Raw genomic sequence first — 24,565 nt, 5'->3', positions numbered from 1 at the left:
TCACGCACATTCTTTATATCAAGTATCGGGTATATCGGGATCCGCCTATTATGTTTAAGGTAGAGTTCATTATGAGCAATCAGTCCGATCACGATAGTGATACAAAGAGCATTCTCAACGATGTTAGCCGCCGTCACTTTATTCAAGCGAGCTCAGCATTAGTCACCCTTCCTTTTCTCGCATCAAACTCTTTTGCTGCGACAACAGATAACGCTATCCCAGCAAAATCAATAACAACCGAAGATGGTGAGCGCGTTGTTTCAACTTGTAGTAGCTTTGACTGTGGCGGTAAATGTGACATTCGTGCGCATGTAAAAGATGGCAAAGTTACCCGTATTAGCACACGCCCAGATGCTGATTTAGATGAAGAAATGCCAATTATGCGTGCTTGTGTACGAGGCCGTGGTTATCGTAAATTTGTCTATCATCCAGATCGTTTAAAATACCCAATGAAACGCGTTGGTAAACGTGGCGAAGGCAAATTTGAACGCATCACTTGGGAAGAAGCAACCACCCTTATTGCGCAAAACATGCAACGTATTAACCAGCAATATGGTCCAGCATCTCGCTTTGTCAGCTTAAGTACAGGTGTTACTGGCGGTATTTTTTCTGGTGCAAATATGTTACGTCGCCTGTTTAATATCACAGGTGGTTTTCTGGAAAACTATCACTCGGTCAGTAACGGTAATACCCTTGCAGTCACCCCTTATACTTACGGCACAGCCGCCAGTGGTAGTACACTCGACACGTTAGAAAATACCCCTCTTGTGATTTTATGGGGCCATAACCCTAACGAAACGATTTTTGGTCATTCAAACCATTTCTTCCAAAAAATGAAGAAAAACGGCACTAAATTTATTGTCGTTGACCCACGTTATTCAGATACTGCGTCTTCTTTAGCTGATCAGTGGATACCGCTACTGCCAACAACGGATAACGCCATGATGGATGCGATGATGTATGTCATCGTAAGCGAAAATCTGCACGATCAAGCCTTTATCGATAAATACACTGTTGGCTTTGATGAGCACCAAATGCCTGAAGGTGTGGGTGAAAATGAGTCTTTAGTTGCCTATTTAATGGGTAAAAAAGATGGTGTTAAGAAAACCCCAGAATGGGCTGAAACCATCACTAAAGTGCCTGCTGATACTATTAAACAATTAGCTCGTGAATATGCATCAACAAAACCGGCGGCATTGATGCAAGGTTGGGGGCCTCAGCGCCATATTTGTGGTGAGCGGACGGCGCGTGGCGCGACATTACTTGCGACTATCACTGGTAATGTGGGTGTTCGTGGTGGTTGGGCTGCTGGCTATGGCATGGCTTTAAACTCTGAATTGCGTAAAACCATTGCAGGGCCAAGTCTATTAACTAACCCAGTAAAAGCGAAAATCAATATCACCAACTGGGTACAAGCGTGTGAAGATAAAAATTTAGTCACGCCACAAAATGGGTTACTGAACGCCGAGAAACTTGATACTGAAATCAAGATGATCTTCTCAATGGCGGGTAACTACATGACAAACCAAAATACCGATATTCTTCATGCTGCGAAAGTACTTGAAGATGAATCGAAAGTAGAATTTATCGTTTGTAGTGATCTCTATTTAACACCAAGTGCAAAATACGCCGACATTTTACTACCAGAAACCAGCTTCTTAGAACGCTGGAATATCGGTGGTACATGGAGCTATGGCGACTACATTATTCTTTCTGAAAAAGTGATTGAGCCTGAGTTTGAGCGTCGTACTGACTACGACTGGTTACGTGAAGTTGCCGATAAATTAGGTGTAGGCGAGCAATTTAGCGAAGGCAAAGAGACTGACCGCGATTGGATTGAATATTTAGTCGATGACGCCAGTGTTAAACGCCCTGAAGACGGTATTCCAACCTTTAAAGAGTTGTTAGTTAAACGTCGTCATCTATTAAAACATCGCCCACATACTCAAAATGTGGCGTTTGAGAAAAATATCCAAGATATCGAGAATAATCCATTCCCAACGCCATCGGGCAAAATTGAGATTTTCTCTAAGCGTTTATATGACATGAATAATGTCGATATTCCTGCGCTCTCTCATTATGTCCCCGCCATTGAAGGTCCTGAAGATACGTTAACGGATAAATTCCCGTTACAACTTATCACATGGAAAGGGCGTAACCGCGCAAACTCAACGCAATTTGCCAACCCTTGGTTGCAAGAAGTACAGCGCCAAGAACTCTGGTTAAACCCGTTAGATGCTCAAGATAGAAACATCAAAGAAGGCGAGAAAGTCAAAGTGTATAACGATCGTGGGATCACGATGGTTCCCGTCAAATTAACACAACGAATTATGCCTGGTGTCGTCGCCTTACAAGCAGGTGCTTGGTGGCAACCTGATGCAAAAGGCATAGATCAAGGTGGATGTGCCAACGTATTAACATCATCCCGTAGCACCGCAATGGCACACGGCAATGCTCACCAAACATTATTGGTCGAGGTAGCAAAAGCATGAGTAAATTTATCGTTTATCCCGCTGTGAGCAATAAACAGTTAGGATTTTATATCGACAGCGCTCGCTGTTCAGGTTGTAAGGCGTGTCAGGTTGCTTGTAAAGATAAAAACAACCTCGATGTTGGACGCAAATTTCGTCGTGTTTATGAAATCACTGGTGGCGGTTATACCCGCAATCCTAAAGGTGCGCTGGTTAATAATGTCTTTGCTTACACGTTGTCTATCTCTTGTAACCATTGTGACGACCCTATTTGCGTTAAAAACTGCCCAACCACGGCAATGCATAAACGTGAAGGTGACGGCATTGTCATGGTAGATACAGACAAATGTGTCGGTTGTGGTGCTTGTGCGTGGTCTTGCCCTTATGGCGCACCACAAATGAATCCAGAAACCAAACAGATGTCAAAATGCGACTTTTGTATCGATTTACAGCAAAAAGGTGAGCAACCTGTTTGTGTTGCAACTTGTCCGTTAGGTGCAATCCAATTTGGTCCTATTGATGAATTGCGTGAACGCTATGGCGATTTAGATTATGTCACAGGCTTGCCTTCCCCTGAAATAACACATCCAAACCTTGTTATTAACCCACATCAGGGTGCCAATAATGACGGAATTAATAATAAGGGAGAAAGAAAATGAATGAATGGTCATTATTAATATTCACATTTATGATGAATGCGACCATTGGTCTTGCGCTAACAACCGGGCTTTTTGCTCGTCGCCTTTCTCATTATCTCAATGCAGAAAGCTACTATCGCTTTATGCTGTTAGCCTTATTTGTTATTTGTGGATTAGCTGGTTTAGGCTCTATCGCTTCAATTACTCACTTAGGTGTGCCATTAAATGCCCCTAATGCCATTAGAAATGTTTTTTCTGCTTGGTTAAGTCGTGAAGTTGCCGTCACTGCTATTTTTGTCGGTTGCCTAGGATTGACCTTTTTATGGCTCTGGCGCACTCGCAAACTCTCAATGCTGTTATTAAGTACCAGTATTCTGATTGGGCTATTTGATATTTATTGCATGGCATCGATTTATCGCCATACCTCCATTTTGACATGGATGGACCCTAATACTTACGTGATGTTCTTTGGCGCGATGTTAACACTTGGTGCCGCTATTTTCTTTTTACTGATCAAAGTATTACAACGCATAGGAAGTAAGTTAGGTATTGAGATACCACAAGACTCTCTCCCAATACGCTGGAAATGGCAATTATGGGGAATAATGGCATTTAGCTTAATCGGTCGGTTACTGTATCAACCTTTCTATGAGCAATATTTAACTAGCACGCTATATAGCCAAAAATCGGTGACATTCCCGTTATCACCTATTCAAGTGTATTACTCCATTGGTTCATTACGGACTACATGCTGGATCTTAGCAACCTTTGCAGTATTGGCTTGTGGCTATAGTTTAGTGAAATTCCTAGCCCCTAAAAATCAAGGTAAAACAACTGAGTCTATTTTTGCACTTGGCTGTGTTATCGCGATTATCGCTGACTTTATGTTGCGTTATGTTTTCTACTCAATTCACTAATTTTAATTGAGCTTGTTGTTTAAATAATAAAAAACAAACCTCATTAATTGGGGTTTGTTTAAGGAAGTATCAAAAATTATGAGCAGACTCTCTTATTATGCGGCTGCATTTAATTTATTGGGAATTTGTTATTTATTCCCACCTGATGATGACACCAATAAAACTGCACTCAACTTTTTTAAAACTGGGGATTTTGCAGCACAGTGGCCTTGTAAAATTGAAAGCCGTCTGTGTGAACGTTTAATTGATTCCGTTTCTATTGAGACAGAGCAATTAAAAATCCAATGGCAAAATCTTTTTGTTGGCCCTAATGCATTACCTGCCCCCCCTTGGGGTTCAGTCTATTTAGATCCTGAAGGTTTATTACAAGGGGATTCTACCCTTGCACTAAGTGAGTTTTTAAAACGGGAACGTTTAAAAGTAAACACGCCTTTTCCAGAGCCTGTTGATCATATCGGTTTGATGTTATTTCAAGCAGCGGTATTAGCATCGGAAAACAGAGAAGAAGCGGTTAATGAATTATTATCCCTTCATTTGACCACATGGCTACCTCATTATTTAAATAAATTAAAAATGAGTGGGTATAGCCAATTTTATAGCACATTAACAGAACTGGTAACCATCACGGTGAACGCATTCAGAAAATAGAAATTTATTAACAACTTATCATCCTAACATAATTATTTAAGGTAATTTGGACCACGCACCCAAATTACCTTTTTTCGTTTAAGACATTCCTTTTTAAATTATGACGACTTTAATCCTAAGCGTTTTGTTAAACGACGTAAGTTAGCCGGATCGAGTGATAATTCTCGCGCCGTGGCCGCCCAATTTTGGTTATTGCGTAGCAATGCTTGTTTAATTAAATCCCGCTGAAATTCATCCGTTGCTTCTTTTAAATTCTTTTCTTCAGAAGGTAATGTTTGAGAAGCAGAGTAAACTGGATTTTCAGCCCCGAAAGCAAAATGACTAACTTGTAAAATAAGGCTATCAGTTTTATTTCCGGCTCTCGCTAAAACAATTGCTCGGTGAATGGTATGTTCTAATTCACGCACATTACCCGGCCAAGAATAGTGCAATAAATAAAGGCGTAATTCAGGACTAATAATCACTTGAGTAAGATTAAAACGCTGACGATATTGCTCGCAGAAATAACCCACTAATAGCAAAATATCTTCATCTCTTTCTCGTAATGGCGGAACATGCAAAGGAAAAATACTTAACCGATGGAAAAGATCGGCACGAAAATTCCCCGCTAATACTTCTTCCCATAAATCACGATTTGTTGCCGCTAATACACGCACATTAACGCGTAAATTACGATCATCACCAATACGTTGAATATCACCATATTGTAAGACACGCAGTAATTTAGCTTGGAGTGATAATGATAACTCCCCGATTTCATCAAGAAATAAAGTTCCGTTATCTGCCATTTCAAACTTACCACTACGGTGACTAATTGCGCCAGTAAAAGCCCCTTTCACATGCCCAAATAATTCACTTTCTGCCACACTCTCAGGAAGTGCCGCGCAATTTAAATAGACTAACGGATTATCTGCACGATTAGACATTTCATGAATGGCTTTGACCACCAGCTCTTTACCCGTTCCCGTTTCGCCACTCACTAAAATATTCATATCTGCGGGTGCAACAATTTCTATCTCTTTTTTTAGTTGCATCATCGAAGGCGATAAACCAATAATTTCTGTTTTTACTGTGGGCTTAAACGTATTGGTTGGCGTAAATAACATGTTTTGATTTTCGAGTTGCTCAATCAATAACGCATTATTTAAGGCACCAGAGGTTAATGCAGCAATTAAACGTAATTCTTCATCACTAAAAGTATCGAACTGATGAGGATCCATTCCATCAAGTGTTAATGTGCCAATTAAATCTTGTCCCGCAAATAATGGTAATCCCACACATGCATGAACTTTTAAATGCTCTCTATCTGGGATAAGCCCATCATAAGGATCGGGTAAATCACTGTCCGCAGGGAAGCGAACTACATCCCCTGCACGCGCGATAGTTTCAAGACGAGGATGCCCTTCAAGTAGAAATCGGCGGCCTAAAACATCTGGTACAAGGCCATCTATGGCTAATGGAATAAATTGATGAGGCTCATAACGAAGCAACGCAGCTGCATCGCAATTTAGCACTTGCCGAAGCGTGGTCACCAGTCGCTGAAACCTATCTTGATGACCTACATCTTTTTGTAATTCAATGGCAATTTTAGCCAACACATCAACGGAAAAGCCCATAAAAACACCTCATAGTCATTATGACTGTTATTATGGTCATTTTGACATGATAAAGATAGTCATATTGACAATATTTAAATCACCACAAAAATAAAAATCGTTTTAAAACAACAAGATAAAAACTGGCACGCTTCTTGATTATATCTATACATATCCCGATGAAAAGATTAATGAGAAGGAACAATACAAAATGGCTATTCATGTTAAAAATAATGTTAATTGGGTTGGACAACGTGACTGGGAAGTTCGTGATTTTCATGGCACTGAATATAAAACATTATTAGGAAGTAGCTATAACAGCTACCTAATATGTGAAGAAAAGAATGTCCTTATTGATACAGTTGACCATAAATTTAGTCGCGAATTTGTACAAAATTTACGAGCTCAAATTAATCTGGAAGAGATTGATTACATTATTATTAATCATGCAGAAGAAGATCATGCTGGCGCACTTACGGAACTGATGTCTTTTATTCCTAATACTCCAATTTACTGCACAGCAAATGCAATTGATTCAATCAATGGTCACCACCATCATCCTGAATGGAATTTTAATATTGTTAAAACAGGCGATAGCCTTGATATTGGTAATGGCAAGCAACTGATTTTTGTTGAAACACCAATGCTACACTGGCCTGACAGCATGATGACCTATTTAACGGGTGATGCGATTTTATTTAGTAACGATGCTTTTGGTCAACACTATTGTGATGAACGTTTATTTAACGATGAAGTTGACCAAACAGAATTATTCGAGCAGTGCCAACGCTATTACGCCAATATTTTGACGCCATTTAGCCGCCTTGTAACACCCAAAATTAATGAAATTTTAGGTTTTAATTTACCTGTCGATATGATTGCTACTTCTCACGGCGTAGTATGGCGTGATAATCCAACACAAATCGTTGAATTATATCTAAAATGGGCAGCAGACTATCAAGAAGATCGCATCACTATTTTCTATGACACCATGTCTAACAATACCCGTATGATGGCAGATGCCATTGCACAAGGTATCAATGAAATTGATCCTAACGTGTTTGTAAAAAGCTATAACGTTGCCAAAAGTGATAAAAATGACATTATTACCAGTGCATTTCGTTCTAAGGGCGTGCTTGTTGGTTCATCAACGATGAATAATGTCATGATGCCAAAAATTGCCGCTATGCTTGAAGAGATGACGGGCTTACGTTTTCGTAATAAAAAAGCCGCTGCTTTTGGGAGTTATGGTTGGAATGGTGGTGCCGTTGACCGCATTCAAACCCGCTTGATGGATGCTGGATTTGAAACCGCACTCGCGCTAAAAACCAAATGGCGCCCAGACATGCAAGCACAAGAGATTTGTCGTGAGTATGGCCGTGAAATTGCACGTCAATGGGCTTTAGCGCCACTTCCTACAACTCAGTCTTGTTGTGCAACCTCCTCACAATCTGAAGTTGCCACAAGTGTTGAAGCTGTCGATTTAGGTCCACGTATGCAATGTAGTGTGTGCCAATGGATTTACGATCCGGTAATAGGTGAACCAATGCAAAATGTTCAACCTAATACACCATGGAGCGAAGTACCTGATAGCTTCTTATGTCCTGAATGCTCATTAGGAAAAGATGTCTTTGATGCGCTTGCAAAGGAGGCAAAATGAGTACAGACCTTCTCAATAGTGGGATTGTTATTATTGGTGCGGGGTTTGCCGCACGCCAATTAGTTAAAAACATTCGCAAATTTAATGCAGATATTCCCATTACCCTCATTGCCTCAGACAGCATTGATGAATATAACAAACCGGATTTAAGCCATGTTATTAGTCAGGCTCAAAATGCGAATGATCTAACAAAACAAACAGCTGAAGACTTTGCACAACAATATCAACTAGCCATTTATCCTTATACGCAAATCGTTGATATTAATACAGATGAAAAATGTATTCAGAGTAATCAAGGTGAGCAATGGTATTACGATAAATTGGTATTAGCGACTGGAGCCAAAACTTATTGTCCTGCTATTTCAGGCCATGAGTTAATGTTTACGCTTAATAGCCAACAAGAGTACCGAACTTATGAAACACAAATTCACCAAGCTAAGCGCGTATTAATTTTAGGTGCGGGTTTAATTGGCACTGAATTAGCGATGGATTTTAGTCGAGCAGGTAAAGAGGTGATCCTCGCTGATATTTCAGGGCAATTATTATCATCTCTGATCCCATCCGATCTTAGTGGCCGTTTGCAATCAAGCCTTACTGAAATTGGTGTGCGATTAATGCTGAAATCACCATTACAGTCATTAACACAAACCGATAACGGTATTTTAGCGACATTTAACCAGCATCATCAATTAACCGTTGATTGTGTTATTGCCGCCACAGGACTCACGCCGAATATAGAGCTTGCTCATCTTGCAGGCTTACATACTGATCGTGGGATTATTGTGAATGAATATCTGCAAAGCAGTAATCGCGATATTTATGCCTTAGGCGATTGTGCACAAATTAACGGTAACTTATTGCCATTCTTACAACCAATACAATTAAGTGCGATGCATTTAGCAAAATCACTTGTGGGTGAAAATAATGCACCTCTTCATTTACCACCGATGATTATTCGGGTGAAAACACCGTTAATGCCTCTACATCTTGCCGGTGAAACTGCTCGTAATGACTTAACGTGGAATATTAATACAACACAGTCGGGTGTTATCGCCAAAGGCTTTGATGATAACGACGTATTACGCGCCTTTGTGGTAACAGAAGAGCAAGTAAAAGAAGCGTTTGCTTTATTAAGAGCACTGTCCGCTTAATTTAAGCAGAGATATCACTAAACAAAGCCAACACACGGCAAATTGAATCGACACAAACAGATACTCTAAATAATTCAAGAGTTACAACTTAAATAGACGCAAGCAGATACTCTAAATAATTCAAGAGTTACAACTTAAATAGACGCAAACAGATACTCTAAATAATTCGAGGTGTAGCTAGGCGACAAGTAAATGAGTCGCTAGGAGCATACATAAGTATGTGACTAGTGCGAATGAACGCAGTCAACAACGCTACAGCTTGAAGTATGACGAGTATAAACAGGTGAAACTATGAACTTACGAGATCAACCACTAGGCCAACTGGCCCTATCTATTTCTGGCGCCAGCGCCATATTCCGTCAATATAACCTCGACTTTTGCTGCGGTGGAAAAAGAACATTAAGCAAATCTGCAGAGAAAGCAGGTCTCAATATTGATGAAATTGAAAGTAAATTAATTGCCCTTTCAGAACAGCCATTAGAAAAAGATTGGCGACAAGCTCCATTGAGTGAAATTATTGATTTTATTATTGTTCGTTATCATGACAAACACAGAGCACAATTACCGGAGCTTATTCTACAAGCAGAAAAAGTAGAGCGGGTTCATGAAGCAAAACCGACTGTTCCTAAAGGGCTATCTCGTCAATTAACGCTATTATTAGATGAGCTGACAAGCCATATGATGAAAGAAGAACGTATTCTTTTTCCTATGATAAAAAATGGATTAGGAAGCCAAGCCGGAGCACCCATTAGTGTTATGGAACACGAACATGATGATGCGGGTGAAATTGTTGAAGTGATTAAATTTATTACCAAAAACGTCACACCACCACCTGAAGCCTGCACCACATGGCGAGTACTTTATAATGGTATTAATGAGTTTATCGATGATTTAATGAATCATATTAGCTTAGAGAACAACTTATTATTTCCAAGAGCATTGGCGGGTGAGTAATAGTGTAATACAGGGGATTTCATCATCCCCTGCTATTTTATAGTGACCAGAAAAATCTACCGCTCACCTTGAGTATCTATTAACAAACGTTGATTTATATATTCGATAGTCTCATCTATCGTCATAATATTATTAACAACATTAGTAATACCTTGTCCGATAATAATTTCGGCTTGGCGTAAATTAAATAATTTGCCATTTGGTACTGATGATTCCCGTATTCCCTTATTAATTTCTTGATAAGCCAATGTCATCCACGGATAACGATGGCTAATTTCTTGGTTATGGCTGAAATTTTGATGATTACTGTTTCCACCTAATAAAATAAGGTGATCCATAACCATTGGAGAATAAAGCCAACGATAAAATTGCTCTGCATATTGTGATTTTTGGCTATAACGTGAAACCCCTAATACGCCACCACCTAATTGCGGAATACTTCCCGGTACAGGTGCAAAACCTGTTTTAGGTAAAATATTGCTATGAGCAACATCGTTAAATAAATTCATATAAGCGATAAGCATAGCAAGATGCCCTTGCTCAAATTGTCTAACCGACTCACTCCACCACTTATTATGAATATTCTCAGTGATCGACAACTGTTTTAAATATTCTTCTAATATTTCACCAGCTAAAGGCATTTCTAGTCTAGGAATATTATGACTTCCTATTAAACATCCACCTTTTGCGTAATAACGTAATAGATACTCTGTTGCGATCAGCCCTGCACTACCCAATGTTGTTGAAGCTCCCATTGGGCGACTTAATTGCCCTTCCTCATGTTGTTCAGTAAAAAACTGCGTCACATTATCGTATTCTTCAAATGTTGTCGGTACGGTTAACTCATTACCTGTTTTTTCGTAATACATTCTTTTTAGAATAGGATCTTCAAACAAATCTTTTCGATAAAATAGGAGTTGCGCACTGGCATCAAAAGGCATGGCATAAGCAACATTATTCACTAAACTAAATTTCTGCTGAGTAGGCAGTGAAAAATTATTTAATAAATCTGTTAATCCGTTACCGATTTTATCTAATGGCTGTAATATTCGTTCCGCAAACCAAGGAAAACAAGCCATATCAATACGTAATAAATCATAATATGGATGTAAATGTAGCTGACTTAATATTTGATAAACTTCATCGTATGGATGTATTGCTAAATTAACTTTAATGCCTGTTTGGCGATAAAAATGAGGTAGTAGTTTTTTTAATGCACTGGTTGAAGGGCTAGGTAAAATCAGTAAATTAAGACTGATATCCGCTTTATCCTCACTGACAACTGCCGGCGTTAATGTATAAAGATGATCGCTTTGATTACGCACACAAGTCACATTCTTTTCAGTTATTTCACTTTCATCCTCTTCTTGCATTAATGCCTCCATGACTTCTAATCCAAGTTGAGCGTAATTCATTGGAAAGTAATACAACCCTTTTAATACAGGTGGAATATTGTCGCTCAATGCAAAAATAGGAGGGCAATCATTATGGCTACCGAAATAACTGGCTTGTGTTAAATAACCTGCTTTCTCTATATCTTGAGCAATAAATATGTCTGGGATTTGCTCCATAGAAAAGAAATCAAACGCAATTTTATAACTCTCTTCATCTGACGCACAAAGCACCACATTTTTTTTATTGGGTGCCTGCTTTAAAAGTCGATTTTGTAATTCATTAGCAAAGTTTTGATTATTTAAATAGTCGCTACTCCCCATAAAAATGCCCACTAATTTACCTGTGGTTTTTGCAATCTGTTGGCAAATAGCTTCTGCGGCTTGAGCAAAATCGAGAGTGAAATATCGTTGAGTATTTAATGGTTCACGATAAACAAATGCAACTTGAGAAGGCGGTAATTTTAACGTGTCAAAATAGATATTTGCATCTTTAAGACAGCTAACGGTGATCACTTGTTTATAGCCACCCGCTGCAATTTTCTGTAATGCCTCTAATTCGGTGGTTTCAAGATCATCGGTTAAAAAAAGATCGTAAGTAACCTCAGGAAAATGAGCAATAGACTGTCTTAAGGAATTAAAGAAAACGGCGTATTTTTCAGAAACTAATTGAGGTAGAAGTATGGCAATTTTATGGCTTTTATTGGTTCTTAACAGTTGAGCCTGCGTATTTAATTGATAGCCCATTTTTTTGGCAGCTTGATACACAGCTTCAATTTTCTCAACGCTCACATTCCCACGTTTATTCAATACGTTAGAAACTGTTCCATGAGAGACACCTGCTAGTTTTGCAATATCTTTAATCGTTGCCATTGACCTTTTTCCATCTCAATTTCTGCTTTCACTAGCATACCTGAATTATTTATCGCGACTACTGTTAATTGATTTGAACGTTCCATTTTTAATTTGTTTATAAAACAAGCGTTTGTTACTTATCACAAATAAATGATTATCAATATCAATTAAAATATATATCAATATTAATCAATATGATAAGAAATTTAATTTGAATACGATCACTGATCTGATCTTCATTTATTGGCAAATGATCTTCATCATTTTATTATTGGAACGTTCAAATTAATCTATGATTTATAGATAGCCAACACCAGATAATTAATAAAATCATAATAAAACAATAGGATAAGGGGATTTCTTATGAAACTTCATTTTTTAGGGACGGCTGCCTCAGAAGGCATACCCAATCCCTTCTGCCGTTGTGAACACTGCCTGAAAGCAAGAGAACTTGGTGGGAAAGATATCAGAACTCACTCTTCTGCCATTGTCGATGACATTATGTTAATCGACGTATCACCTACATTTAGTTACCAATTAATGCGTGATGGAATGGATGCTACCAATTTTGAAAGCCTTCTATTCACTCACACTCATCCGGATCATTTCAATGTTGGCGATCTGTTTAGCCGAATGGAAGGTTATGGTTTTGAAATTAACCATCCTCTTCATATTTTTGGTAATGATCGCGCGATTAATGGTTGCATCGAAGTTTTACCTGGTTATAGCAAAGAGCGTTTTGCTTTTCATTGCTTAATTCCTTTTGTTACTGTCGAAAGAAATGGCTATAAAATTACACCATTACTCGCTAATCATGCGAAATGGGAACTTTGCTATGTTTATCATATTGAGAAAGATGGCAAGGTTATTTTCTATGGACATGATTCTGGTTGGTTCCCTGAATTAACATGGAAATGGTTAGAAAATAAACCACTTGATATCGTTGTTTTTGAATGTACTTATGGACTCAATGGTAAAGATCGTACCGATAATCATATGAGCCTAGAAACGGTATTTGCAGCGAAAGAAAAACTGCAACAGCAAGGTTGTTTACATCAAGATACACAAATTGCCGTTTCACATATTTCACATAGCGGCAAATTGCTTCATCACGAATTAGAAGCTGTTTGTGCTCCTCATAATATCCGCGTTGCGTACGACGGATTAACATTAGAAACAAATTAAGAGGAGAACGATGATGGATATGAAAATAACCTCTCGCTTACTGATAATGATGTTTGTGCAATATTTCATGCAAGGTGCGTGGAATATGACTATGGGGCTGGTATTAAGTAGCTATGGTATGGCAAGCATTATTGGTAATGCCTACGCTTTATTAGGTGTCGCTACAATAATCTCCCCATTATTTATTGGGATGGTGGCTGACCGATTCTTTGCTTCACAAAAAGTCATGGGTATCCTTCATTTAATTAATGCCGCAGTCATTATTTGTGTTCCTCAATTTATTGAAGCACAAAACAGTGGCATGACTTTATTCTTAATTTTCATTATTGGATTATTGTTTTATCCAACAACTGCGCTTTCAAATAGTATTAGTTTCTCCCATATTAATGGCGTGAAATATTTCCCTATTATTCGTGTATTCGGTACGTTTGGTTTTATGGCTATCGGATTTATATTAGGTGAAATGGGCTTCTCTGGTAGTACGATGACTTGGTATATCGCCTCTGCTGTAGGTGTTTTACTTGGTTTCTACTGCTTTACTTTACCTAACACGCCACCAAAAGCGAAAGGTAAGCCATTCTCTACTCGTGATATTTTATGTTTAGATGCGCTTTCATTATTTAAAGATCGTTATTTCGCTATCTTAATGTTTAGTATCTTTGTTTTAATGATCCCTAAAACAGCGTACTCCGCTTATATTCCTGTTTTTATTAAAGCATTAGGTTTTAATAATGCAGCGTCTATTATGCAAATAGGTATAGCCTGCGAAGTTCTGTTTATGTTTGTATTGTCATTCTTCTTAATGAAGTTTGGCTTCAAAATTACATTACTTTTAGGTGCTGTTAGCTGGATCATTCGCTCAATATTCTTCTCTTATGCTGCGGTAAATACAGAGTTTTACTTTATCGTTATCGGATTAATGCTACAGGGATTATGTTGGGACTTCTTCTTTACTGCTGGTGATATCTATGTTGACCGCAAAGCCAAACCGGAAATTCGTGCTCAAGCACAAGGCCTACGCTTTATTGTCTCTAATGGTTTCGGCCTATTATTTGCTTCCACTATTTGTGGTCAAATCTTTAATTCAACCGTAACAGAAACAGGTGATGCTGCATTACCACAGTGGTCAACATTCTGGATATACCCAGCAATCGTTGCTGCCGTTGTAACCCTATTCTTTATCTTCTTCTTTAAAGATGATGTGAGTAAAAAGAAAAATAACGAAGATAAGAAAGTACCAGAAGGCACAGTAACTCCTTAGTCTTAGAATAATAGGCCAACGTTAGGAGCAAACCATGGACGCATTAATTCAGTTTGTTGGCAGCATTGGCCCTTTATCACTATCAAGTATCGCTAAATTACTGGCCGCCTTTATTTTGGGCGGCCTTATTGGCTTAGAGCGTGAATCAAAGGGAAAACCTGTCGGTTTTAAAACCTGTGTCATTATTGCCGTTGCCAGTTGTTTATTAACTATTGTCTCTATTCAATCTGCGGAATATTACGCCAATATTTCAGACAATATTCGTAGTGATCCCATGAGATTAGCAGCACAAATTATCAGTGGTGTCGGCTTTCTTGGCGCTGGCGTTATATTGCATCGACGTGATGATGCCATTTCAGGCCTGACAACCGCAGCCATAGTATGGGCTTCAGCAGGGGTTGGTATTGCTTGTGGTTCAGGTTTTTATTGGCATGCCATGATTGTGACTGTTCTCTTTTTTATGGCTATTCAACTTAGCCCACAAGTGGTGCTATTTCAGATGAAAAACCAACGCTTAGGTAAGATTAAAGTACGCATGTTATTTACCCATGAGAGCGGTGTTCCTCTTTTAATTGAGTATTTAAAAAGCCATAAAGATGTGATTGAAAATCTGACTATTCGCGATATTAAAAAAGAGCGTGTTGAAGTGAATTTGAAACTGTTAGTCCGACAAAAAATTACCTTACCCGAATTTTATTGCTCATTAAAACAGCTTGAACATGTTCATTCTGTTTCTTTAGATCATTAATATATTCAAAAGTAAAAAGTGCGCACTACCTTAGATAACTGCGCACTTTTTTATTATTTTGATGATCGATTAATTGTCTTATTAAGGATTTTTCACGACTAACGGATTACCAAAACGCTCTAAATACATCATGCCAAAGATGGTTGAAGCATAGTCTGTAATATGTCCTACATCACGATATACTGGCACACCTTCTATATCGGTTAGACAGATATTTTTATCACACTGCACATCTTTAGGGTCGATGATAATTAAGGTTGGATAGTCCTTTTTTAACTTAACAAATAACTGATTCATCCATGTATTTCCCTCACCTTTATAGTTTTTGGGGTTACAATTATTATCTGCAAAATCCTTTCTTAATTTTGCATTTTCATAAAAACAGGTCATAAAACCACTTGGCATAGAATTAACTGTTTTAATAAAAACAGGCTTAGCCCCTGTGGCAATAATTATATCAAGCGCTTCACGCATCGCTTTCTCAACGCGTTTGCGAGACTCTTCAACGGTTCTAACATCACCTATCTTATTAATGACATGATTTGACGCGTAGTTATTCCAAACTTGCCCAAATATTACATAATCGAAGTGACCATTCCTGATAAGTTGATAATATTTCGCCGTTTGATCGTAACAACGTTGATAAACTGTATTTTTATGATTAGACCAGTCATAAAGATAAATATTAGGAAGCGTAATACACGATGAAGTTGCTTGTGCATATACATCTATTTTGGCGTCTTTACCTAAAATATCCATAAAGCCCCAATAATGATTTGCATGAGAATCACCAAATAAAAAGGCTTTTTTCTGGCTTCCTACTTCACCAATATGACACATTTTATCTGGATCAGAGGCTTCGAAATTCATACATTTAGTTCGATTGGGATAATCAAACTGATTCAATTTTGCTTCTAAATTAACGTAATTTTGCCCAAGCCTTGCTCCAATACCTTGATATTTTTCATTCAATGCATTTAGCCCCAAAGCGAATAAAATAGGAACAATTAACAAGAGAGTGATGGAATATTTAAAGGCTAAACGCTTTCTTCTAAACGGTTTTTCAATCAGAAAATAAGAGCTAATTGATAGCAATAAGGTTAATGCTAACAGTGATCCCTTTTGCAATTCTGTATTAAACACACCAACATAGCGTGCAACAGCAAATAATGGCCAATGCCATAAATAGAGAGAATAAGATAATAACCCAACGATCACGATTGGCTTTAACGAGAGTATTTTTTCAATAATACTTCCATGTTGTCCAGTATAAATAATTAGCGCAGCACCAAGACAAACATACAACGTATTAAGATTCGGATAACCTGCAATAATATCGTTTTGAAATGCAACCCAAACAATAACACCTAGCGCAATTAAGCTAATAACATCATTTATTCTTCGATTAGGTTTTATCTTTGTTGGGAAGTAGGCAACACAAGCTCCCAACATAAATTCAAAGATCCGCGTACTAAAATAGTAATAATTTTTCGGTTGGTCTTTCTGGTAATAAAACACCAGAACAAATGAAATAACAGTGACTAATACCACCGGATAAAAATGATTAACTCTTTCTTTTACATTAATTTTGTGTAGAAAATAAAGCGCAAAAGGCAAGAAAAGATACCATTGCCACTCTATCGCTAAAGACCACGTATGCAATAACGGTAAAAATAGTGCATCTTGCGCTGCATAGCTGGTTGTTGCTCTCGCAAAATATTTATTAGAGAGAAAGGCTGAGGCATATTTCTCGCTATTCGTAATATCTAAATAATCACTAGGTAGATAAAAAAGTCCAGATATCACTAGAACTGAAATTAGTACAACAAGATAAAGTGGTTGTAATCGCCATAATCGACGATTATAAAAATCACGAAATGAAAAATTACCTTGTGACAATGAAGTTTTAATTATCAACGAGATCAAAAAACCAGAGATCACAAAGAAAATATCGACACCAATAAATCCCGAAGGAATTAAGCGATTATCCAAATGGAACAGGATAACCAGAATAACAGCGACCGCTCTTAAACCATCGATATCAGCACGATATTTTACATTCATAATTCAAACACATAATCCGAATAAAAAGAATCGTTGGATTATATACTAATTAGCTATATCACTTTAGTCACAAAAAGATGGATCACCATTTAATATTTAATGTTAATAACACCTAAATGGCCATAACTGATTAAATTCCATCGTTAAACCCAATTGTACTTCAGATGAAAGTGAACCTTTGCTTACCACAAATTTGGGATGTCGGATAATGATTGGGGTATTAATAGCATGATGCATTAATGATGATCGGTTTCGCTCTAACTCATCATAAAGCTGCTTTATTTTTGTTGATGACGTATTTTCACCTAATCGCCCAAGTGTGATATGAATAATGTCTTTATGAAGTGAACTCTTAATTGGGATTTGCTGATAAATCTGCTGCCTAAAAAGTGTTAATTCCTCTGAGATACCCGTTAATATCAAACTGCCATTGGATGTGAGTACAACGTCATTAAATAAAATCTCGATACTTTTTATTTGATTAAAGATTTTTGCAATCTCATGACACCACGATAATAATACGGGCCGTTGTAGTTTAAATTGCTCATTTTGTTGATTAAAAATCGTTAATAATGTGGAATGAAATTCTTGTTGCTGAGTAAACGCAATAAATGGATATTTAAGCGCAAGCTGTTCACAATAAGCTATTAGTTTCTGACTAAAAGGAATAAAGCTTTCCTCAACTTCAGGCTGAGAAATTATTAATTGCCCTGCATTTAAGCTGACATCAATAATACTTTCATCATTAATTTGCTGTTGCCAAATTTCGCCAGTTACCAGTTTTTTGAGTGTTGCTTGTGTTAAGAAAGAATAACTCACTCCGCCCCTCTTAAAGTCTTTAAACTCTCATTATTTATTATTACCATTTAGCCATTAAGATAGCAAAAGCCCTTCCGAACGTCTGAACAAATAGCGCCACGATTACTTTGGACTGATCCGCTGAAGATAAAGTTTACTCCCTAACTGAGAAACTAAAAGCCGATTAGGTAAATCAAGTGATGATAAAGAAATCGCCATGGCATATCGTGCCGTACCTGCATTACCTAATATCATTTCTGTATCAAAAATTCTCTCTAAGGAGAAATCTGTATTCTGCTTAATAAAATTAATGATGACTTCTTCTTTATTCTTATCATTTAAATGGCAACACCATAATGCTTGTGCATTCTTACCATTAAGCTGAAATTTAGATTGTGCCTCTAAAGCTTCTGATAAAGAACCTATATCACATACAATTGGGCGAAGTAATTTACTATATCTTGATATCTCTTTTAATTCTGGAAATGAAGGAGAAGATAATAATAAACAACATGCCTCTTCACTGACATTATTCTCATCAAACTGAATAGATAAAACGATATAGAGTTCATCAGTTAGCGCCCCATCATATAAAGTGGATAGCCATTTCATTAGATGTGTTTGAGGTAATGGTTCAACTTTAGCAACATTGAACGCTAAATTGGCGACTTGTTCTTGAATAACTTGAGCCCAATCTATTTCAATAGCCTCTTTATTTTCCGTATTTACATGCCAAAGGATCTTAATAGGAGTTGAGAGATGATGTTCTTGGTAAAATTTGGATATAGGCGTTAATAATGCTTTAGTGATTTCTTCACTTTTTTCCCATAAAGAGCGCGATTTAAGAAATTTAGGCAGTAATTGATTGTTTTTATTCGGTGTTAATTTAGAAAGAATAATATTTTTATTTTGTTCATCAACTTCTGAAACCCTTGATGATGTCAGTAAAATAATATGTTTCTCTGCCCAAACTCTCCATTGATAAAAACAATAATTTAACTCTTCACAGCTAGACTGATATTTAAATAAAACAATAAAATGAACAAGTAACCGAATAAGTACCACAAAGAACATTGGAATAATAGAGAATAGAAGAATAAGTTTAATATTGTCCCAAGATGGATCTAAATAGCCATTTGTAGATAAAGAAATTCCGATAAAAAAACCACTACATGCGACAATACCACAGATTAATATCCATAATAAAATATTGGGCATTTTAGGCTCTTCGGGATACTCTATTTTGGGTACATTCCAGCTTATCATCTATTTTTCTCCCGCAGAGGATAGACTTGAAATTAACCGACAACCACATTCAGTGATAAATCCATCTAATGCAACGTCTCTACCAACCATCGTTATTCTGGTCTTACCCGGCAAGATAGCATTTATACCGTGCCCTGTTTTAGGGCAATTAACTTTATCACCGACTAAAGCCACTGCCTTACCATACACAACCGAACCTGATGCCGAAATAACTTCACCACCATGTGATGTTTTATCGCCTAATCGTATAAATGCTCGCATATGTTTATCCTCAATAATAATCAAACACTAATCAAACAACATATTTTTACTTATTTCTGAGCCTGTCTTTTATATTCAAAGGTGCCATCCCATTCCGGTAAAGGCGCAGGAGGTAGAGGAACAATTTTATCGATATCAGGGAATTTGGCGCGGGGATTATTATCTATTTCTTTACTAATTAATTTATAGCGTCTGACACGTTCTAAATCAATTTTTTGTCCTAAATAGTCAAAACGATTATTTATGTCTTCTGTATTAAAGGATTGTGATAATTGAAACGCACTTAATGTATGCCCTTGTTTAGCACCTTCCTGTAAATAATATAAAGCTTTGGCATAATTATTTTCAGCGGCCACATAATGTAGTCCTAATTCAAAAGAGGCTTTACTAAACCCTTGCTTGGAAGCGCAATCTAGCATTGCTCGCCCTAAATCTAAACGATAAAGCTCAGGTACTTGGGCATCCATAAATTTATCCCCAATCGCATATTGCCCCTCAGGGTTACCCATCACGGCAGCCTTTAACATATAGCTAAATGCGGCACTTTCATCTTGTTCGACTCCATAGCCTTCTTGTAAATAGGTCCCCATAATGTAGTAACCAAAAGGGATCTCCATGTTGATTAAACGTTCTACTAAATCAATCACTTCTTCTTGTGGTAATTTACCTGCAATAGGCTCAGCCTTACCAATTGACACCATCAGTTGCAAGTTGCCTATAGCTTTATAGTGATCTTTTGCCGCGGCTTGACGATAGAGTTGAGTAATACGTTTTAAATCGGGATTATCTTGTCGATCCAGTTGCACAGCTTGTTTAAACCATTTATCGGCTTCAGGATCTAATGGCGGGAAGACATCCGATTCATGGAGGCAAGTAAATTGGAAATTTTTAAGGTTCTGATGAACAGACTGGCAGCCAAATAATAAAAAACCAAATAAAAACACAATGCTAGAGATGATAATTTTATTTATTATCTTCGGTGTCCCGTTTATATTTAGCCCGTTACTCTTCATGATTATTGCGCCTGTTTTTTATATTCAAAAGTGCCATCCCATTCCGGTAAAGGGGCAGGAGGTAAAGGAACAATTTTATTGATATCAGGGAATTTAGCGCGAGGATTTCTATCTATTTCATCATTAATTAAGTCATAGCGCCTAACTCGTTCGAGGTCTCTTTTCACTCCTAGATAATCAGAACTACTAGTAGTTTCTGTTTTAAATGCTTCAGATAATTGAAAAGCAGCTAATGAATAGCCTTGTTTCACTGCTTCCTGAAAATAAAATAATGCTTGTGAATAATTTTCATCAACAATCCAATAATTCATTCCTAATCGATGAGATGCCTGACTAAAACCCTGTTTAGAAGCACAAGTAAGCATCATTCGTCCTAAATCTAAACGATAAAGCTCAGGTACTTGCCCATTCATAAATTTTTGCCCAATCACATATTGTCCTTCAGGATTACCCATCACGGCAGCTTTTAATATATAACTAAATGCCGCATTTTCATCTTGCTCAACACCATAGCCTTCTTGTAAATAGGTCCCCATAATGTAGTAACCAAAAGGGATCTCCATGTTGATTAAACGTTCTACTAAATCAATCACTTCCTCTTGTGGTAATTTACCTGCAACTGGCTCTGCATCGCCTTCGGAAATCATTACCTGTAAATTACCCATCGCTATATAGTGATCTTTTTCCGCGGCTTGGCGATAGAGTTGAGCAATACGTTTTAAATCGGGATTATCTTGTCGGCTTAATTGTACGGCTTGTTTAAACCATTTATCCGCTTCAGGATCTAATGGTGGGAAAATATCCGCTTCATGAAGGCAAGTAAATTGGAAATTTTTAAGGTTCTGATGAACAGACTGGCAACCAAATAATAAAAGGCTAAATAAAAAGACCACATTAGCGATGATAATTTTATTTATTCTCTTCTGCGTCCTGTTTATATTTAGCCCATTACTCTTCATGATTATTGCACCTGTTTTTTATATTCAAAGGTGCCATCCCATTCCGGTAAAGGTGCAGGAGGTAAGGGAACAATTTTATCGATATCAGGGAATTTGGCGTGAGGGTTTTTACTTAATTCCTCCCTAATTAGTTGGTAGCGCCTGACACGTTCCGTATCATCTTGCTGTCCTAAATAATCCCAATTATTAGGATTATTACTTTGAAACCCTCTGAATAATTGAAAAGCACTTTGTGAATCTCCATATTTAACAGCATGTTGATAATAAGAGAGTGCTAATGAATAATTGCTATCTTGTGCTTTATATAACGTAGCTAACTGATATGAAGCCTTAGTAAAACCTTGATCTGAAGCACAAGCTAACATTGCTCGCCCTAAATCTAAACGATAAAGTTCTGTACGCCCATCTATAAATTTTTGCCCAATTGCATATTGTCCTTCAGGATTACCCATAATGGCGGCTTTTAACATATAGCTAAATGCGGCATTTTCATCTTGCTCAACACCATATCCTTCTTGTAAATAGGTCCCCATAATGTAGTAGCCAAAGGGAATTTTCATGTTGATTAAACGTTCCACTAAATCAATCACTTCCTCTTGTGGTAATTTACCTGCGACCGGCTCGGCATCGCCTTCGGAAATCATTACCTGTAAATTACCCATCGCTATATAGTGATCTTTTGCTGCAGCTCGGCGATAAAGTTGAGCAATACGTTTTAGATCGGGATTATCTTGTCGGCTTAGTTGCACGCCTTGTTTAAACCATTTATCCGCTTCGGGATCTAATGGCGGAAAAACATCCGCTTCATGGAGGCAAGTAAATTGGAAATTTTTAAGGTTATCATGCATTTTATTTTTCGCTCCACAACCGGAAATAAGTAATAAATTTAAGATAATGATTATAATAAACTGATAATTTTTTATTATTCTTTCTTTGACCATGATTTATTCTCATCTAAAAATTGAATTAGTGAGCAAATTGGTTTTTTGGGTGGTTTAGCTATCTCATTAGCTCTGTTAATACCAATTATACTTACCCAAGACTCAAATATATCCTTAATATCACCTTTAACTTCTCCAGAATGAAGCCTCCATAAAAACTCCCGCATTGATTTAATAAATCCGACTGAATCGCTATCTTGTAAATTAATATTTAATTCACTATCAAATCGCATACTACGATAATTAATATTACTTGAGCCTATTGTCATAAAAACATCATCTACCATTAAGACTTTGCTATGAACATAGGTCGGTTGCCAAAGAGATTTTTGTGTTATATCTGGATTGGGTGAAACCAATGTACAAATCACTGTTTCTAACCCTTCTATTTTTTTTTCTTTTACTTCAGCTTCCTTAGAAAGACCTTTACTTTTTCTATGGAAATTAGGCGCTAAATCGGGTCGTTCTAATTCATTTAGCATTTGGTAAGTGTTAAAACTTCCCACTTTCATTTCTTTAAGGGCTGTCGTATTGGTAACCACAAATAAATAAAGGGTATCTTTACAGCCAGCCTTTCGCCTTTCTTCAACCGCTTTTTTTAGTTTCTTAGCCAAAGGGGGATAACGAAAATATTGGTTTTCCATATAAATATAATTTCGCGCTAAAGCTACAGCATTATTATAAACTTCTTCAACTTCAAATTTTTTTTGCTGTGGTTGTGTACGACAAATTTGTCCCATAGTTGGTTGTAATGGAAACTGACTGTCTAATTCTAATTTTTTATTCAGTGCTTCCATTCGTGCCAAATTCAATTTATGGTCTTCTGCAGTAATAGATAAACCTTGGCTTAATTCATAATCAGTACTAACATCTTTTGCCCATGCTTCCTCAAAACTATGATAAAGATCTGCAAGTACACCGCCACAAACACACGATGAAATATCTTGCCACGGTCTATCCCCATCTCGCCCTATATAAGTTTCTTTATGCACACCATTATGTGCATCATTATCCCAATAGCCTGAGACCATATTGTGTCCCATAATAAAGCCAACAGCATCTTTTGGTTCTTCATAGTCAATGATCACGAACTTTTGGTGATGCGTAGGGAAATTAGAAAGTAAAAACTCATGTATTCCTGATGTTTTAAACGAATTTTCTTTTAATTGGGCTTGGGCTGATGCTCTATCGTCTCCCCAATTAAAAGCTCGACATGCAACAAATAGTTTTTTCTGACCTGTTTTTTTATCTAAACCTATATTTTGGTGTTTGACGTCAAAATGCCACTTTTTATCATATTCATAATCTTTTTTAGTTTCATAAGAAACTCGTTTTCCTTGTGCGCCATAACCATCAACATACTCACCAAAAATATTTTTATCCGTGCGAGTTGTACTGTATGCGTCCCAACCAGGAAATTGAGGATCAAATCGGTTTCCTAGCTCACTAAACCAGACTAAAAGTCGCACAGTTACCCCACGTTCGGCTGCATCTTTCAGTAGTTCTCCAATTCGTTCAGAACCCTTTTCTGTTCCTACTCGGGTAAAATACATTGAGGCTTGAAATCCCCATATAGCAATATTAATACTTTTATTGGCTCCCTTAATCGCATTGGCTAATGCTTTAAATGTTCTTTCACCATTAATAAGAGGCGCAAATCCTGCAGCCATAGGGGAATATCCGTCGCGAATAAACCATTCATTTGTAATAACAGAGCAAGCACCTTGAGAAGGCACCAAATTAAAAATTTGTGGAGTTTTTAGTAGGGTTGTCTCTGTTGTCATATCAT

The 24,565-nt window shown here is 37.3% G+C and carries 20 protein-coding genes; 10 read left to right on the top strand and 10 right to left on the bottom strand.

The features are described 5' to 3' along the window. Positions 1 to 71: 71 nt before the first annotated feature. From GTK47_RS02990 to dmsD, 4 genes are all read left to right on the top strand, one after another. Positions 72 to 2,492, top strand: coding sequence for a DMSO/selenate family reductase complex A subunit (locus GTK47_RS02990; RefSeq protein WP_165122091.1), 2,421 nt, complete (start codon positions 72 to 74; stop codon positions 2,490 to 2,492). Then, positions 2,489 to 3,130: a DMSO/selenate family reductase complex B subunit gene (locus GTK47_RS02985; protein ID WP_075673997.1), complete on the top strand. Its 642-nt coding sequence runs from the start codon at positions 2,489 to 2,491 to the stop codon at positions 3,128 to 3,130. The genes GTK47_RS02990 and GTK47_RS02985 overlap by 4 nt, the downstream gene beginning before the upstream one ends. Beyond that, the gene (locus GTK47_RS02980; RefSeq protein WP_165122090.1) at positions 3,127 to 4,026 is read left to right on the top strand and encodes a DmsC/YnfH family molybdoenzyme membrane anchor subunit; all 900 of its coding nucleotides are present in this window, start codon (positions 3,127 to 3,129) and stop codon (positions 4,024 to 4,026) included. The genes GTK47_RS02985 and GTK47_RS02980 overlap by 4 nt, the downstream gene beginning before the upstream one ends. 78 nt (positions 4,027 to 4,104) lie before the next feature. After that, on the top strand, positions 4,105 to 4,674 hold the full coding sequence (gene dmsD, locus GTK47_RS02975) for a Tat proofreading chaperone DmsD (protein WP_165122089.1): 570 nt from the start codon (positions 4,105 to 4,107) through the stop codon (positions 4,672 to 4,674). A 98-nt stretch (positions 4,675 to 4,772) separates the two neighbouring features. On the opposite strand, the gene norR is transcribed toward dmsD, so the two are convergent. After that, positions 4,773 to 6,290: a nitric oxide reductase transcriptional regulator NorR gene (gene norR / locus GTK47_RS02970; RefSeq protein WP_165122088.1), complete on the bottom strand. Its 1,518-nt coding sequence runs from the start codon at positions 6,288 to 6,290 to the stop codon at positions 4,773 to 4,775. 190 nt (positions 6,291 to 6,480) lie between these two features. Here norR and norV point away from each other — a divergent pair, with 190 nt between their 5' ends. The 3 genes from norV to ytfE all read left to right on the top strand — a co-directional run bounded on the left by norV (position 6,481) and on the right by ytfE (position 10,034). Beyond that, positions 6,481 to 7,929 carry an anaerobic nitric oxide reductase flavorubredoxin gene (gene norV, locus GTK47_RS02965; protein ID WP_165122087.1) on the top strand — a complete coding sequence of 483 codons (1,449 nt, stop codon included), beginning with the start codon at positions 6,481 to 6,483 and terminating at the stop codon, positions 7,927 to 7,929. Continuing rightward, positions 7,926 to 9,080 (top strand): NADH:flavorubredoxin reductase NorW, encoded by a 1,155-nt coding sequence (gene norW / locus GTK47_RS02960; protein WP_165122086.1) that lies wholly within the window; start codon positions 7,926 to 7,928, stop codon positions 9,078 to 9,080. Before norV ends, norW begins: the two co-directional genes overlap by 4 nt. Positions 9,081 to 9,371: 291 nt before the next feature. After that, positions 9,372 to 10,034 carry an iron-sulfur cluster repair protein YtfE gene (gene ytfE / locus GTK47_RS02955; protein ID WP_088494256.1) on the top strand — a complete coding sequence of 221 codons (663 nt, stop codon included), beginning with the start codon at positions 9,372 to 9,374 and terminating at the stop codon, positions 10,032 to 10,034. A gap of 56 nt (positions 10,035 to 10,090) precedes the next feature. Here the strand turns inward: ytfE and GTK47_RS02950 are convergent, their stop codons facing one another. Then, on the bottom strand, positions 10,091 to 12,298 hold the full coding sequence (locus GTK47_RS02950) for an extracellular solute-binding protein (RefSeq protein WP_165122085.1): 2,208 nt from the start codon (positions 12,296 to 12,298) through the stop codon (positions 10,091 to 10,093). Positions 12,299 to 12,643: 345 nt separating this feature from the next. On the opposite strand from GTK47_RS02950, the gene GTK47_RS02945 reads away from it, so the two are divergent. The 3 genes from GTK47_RS02945 to GTK47_RS02935 are packed head-to-tail and all read left to right on the top strand — an operon-like array spanning position 12,644 to position 15,474. Beyond that, entirely contained in the window at positions 12,644 to 13,465 is an 822-nt protein-coding gene (locus GTK47_RS02945; RefSeq protein WP_006534465.1) for an MBL fold metallo-hydrolase, read from the top strand. Positions 13,466 to 13,478: 13 nt separating this feature from the next. Next, positions 13,479 to 14,726, top strand: coding sequence for an MFS transporter (locus tag GTK47_RS02940; protein WP_109401643.1), 1,248 nt, complete (start codon positions 13,479 to 13,481; stop codon positions 14,724 to 14,726). Positions 14,727 to 14,760: 34 nt separating this feature from the next. Then, positions 14,761 to 15,474, top strand: coding sequence for an MgtC/SapB family protein (locus tag GTK47_RS02935; RefSeq protein ID WP_088494251.1), 714 nt, complete (start codon positions 14,761 to 14,763; stop codon positions 15,472 to 15,474). Between the two features lie 81 nt (positions 15,475 to 15,555). Here GTK47_RS02935 and GTK47_RS02930 read toward each other — a convergent pair whose 3' ends face one another. The 8 genes from GTK47_RS02930 to GTK47_RS02895 all read right to left on the bottom strand — a co-directional run bounded on the left by GTK47_RS02930 (position 15,556) and on the right by GTK47_RS02895 (position 24,560). Continuing rightward, entirely contained in the window at positions 15,556 to 17,538 is a 1,983-nt protein-coding gene (locus GTK47_RS02930; protein ID WP_165122084.1) for an acyltransferase family protein, read from the bottom strand. 102 nt (positions 17,539 to 17,640) lie between these two features. After that, positions 17,641 to 18,357, bottom strand: a complete 717-nt coding sequence (locus tag GTK47_RS02925; protein WP_165122083.1) for a hypothetical protein — start codon at positions 18,355 to 18,357, stop codon at positions 17,641 to 17,643. Positions 18,358 to 18,459: 102 nt separating this feature from the next. Further along, positions 18,460 to 19,602, bottom strand: a complete 1,143-nt coding sequence (locus GTK47_RS02920) for a hypothetical protein (protein ID WP_165122082.1) — start codon at positions 19,600 to 19,602, stop codon at positions 18,460 to 18,462. Beyond that, the gene (locus GTK47_RS02915) at positions 19,603 to 19,863 is read right to left on the bottom strand and encodes a PAAR domain-containing protein (protein ID WP_165122081.1); all 261 of its coding nucleotides are present in this window, start codon (positions 19,861 to 19,863) and stop codon (positions 19,603 to 19,605) included. Between the two features lie 50 nt (positions 19,864 to 19,913). After that, on the bottom strand, positions 19,914 to 20,876 hold the full coding sequence (locus tag GTK47_RS02910; RefSeq protein ID WP_206535876.1) for a DUF6396 domain-containing protein: 963 nt from the start codon (positions 20,874 to 20,876) through the stop codon (positions 19,914 to 19,916). A gap of 2 nt (positions 20,877 to 20,878) precedes the next feature. After that, positions 20,879 to 21,835 carry a DUF6396 domain-containing protein gene (locus GTK47_RS02905; protein ID WP_241256060.1) on the bottom strand — a complete coding sequence of 319 codons (957 nt, stop codon included), beginning with the start codon at positions 21,833 to 21,835 and terminating at the stop codon, positions 20,879 to 20,881. 2 nt (positions 21,836 to 21,837) lie between these two features. Beyond that, positions 21,838 to 22,683 (bottom strand): DUF6396 domain-containing protein, encoded by an 846-nt coding sequence (locus GTK47_RS02900; RefSeq protein ID WP_165122080.1) that lies wholly within the window; start codon positions 22,681 to 22,683, stop codon positions 21,838 to 21,840. Between the two features lie 74 nt (positions 22,684 to 22,757). Continuing rightward, positions 22,758 to 24,560, bottom strand: coding sequence for a phospholipase D-like domain-containing protein (locus tag GTK47_RS02895; protein ID WP_165122079.1), 1,803 nt, complete (start codon positions 24,558 to 24,560; stop codon positions 22,758 to 22,760). Positions 24,561 to 24,565: the final 5 nt, after the last annotated feature.

The organism is Proteus sp. ZN5, from assembly GCF_011046025.1.
GTDB lineage: Bacteria > Pseudomonadota > Gammaproteobacteria > Enterobacterales > Enterobacteriaceae > Proteus.
The sequence above is the reverse complement of the archived record's forward strand: the minus strand, read 5'-3'. Positions and strand labels throughout refer to the sequence as shown.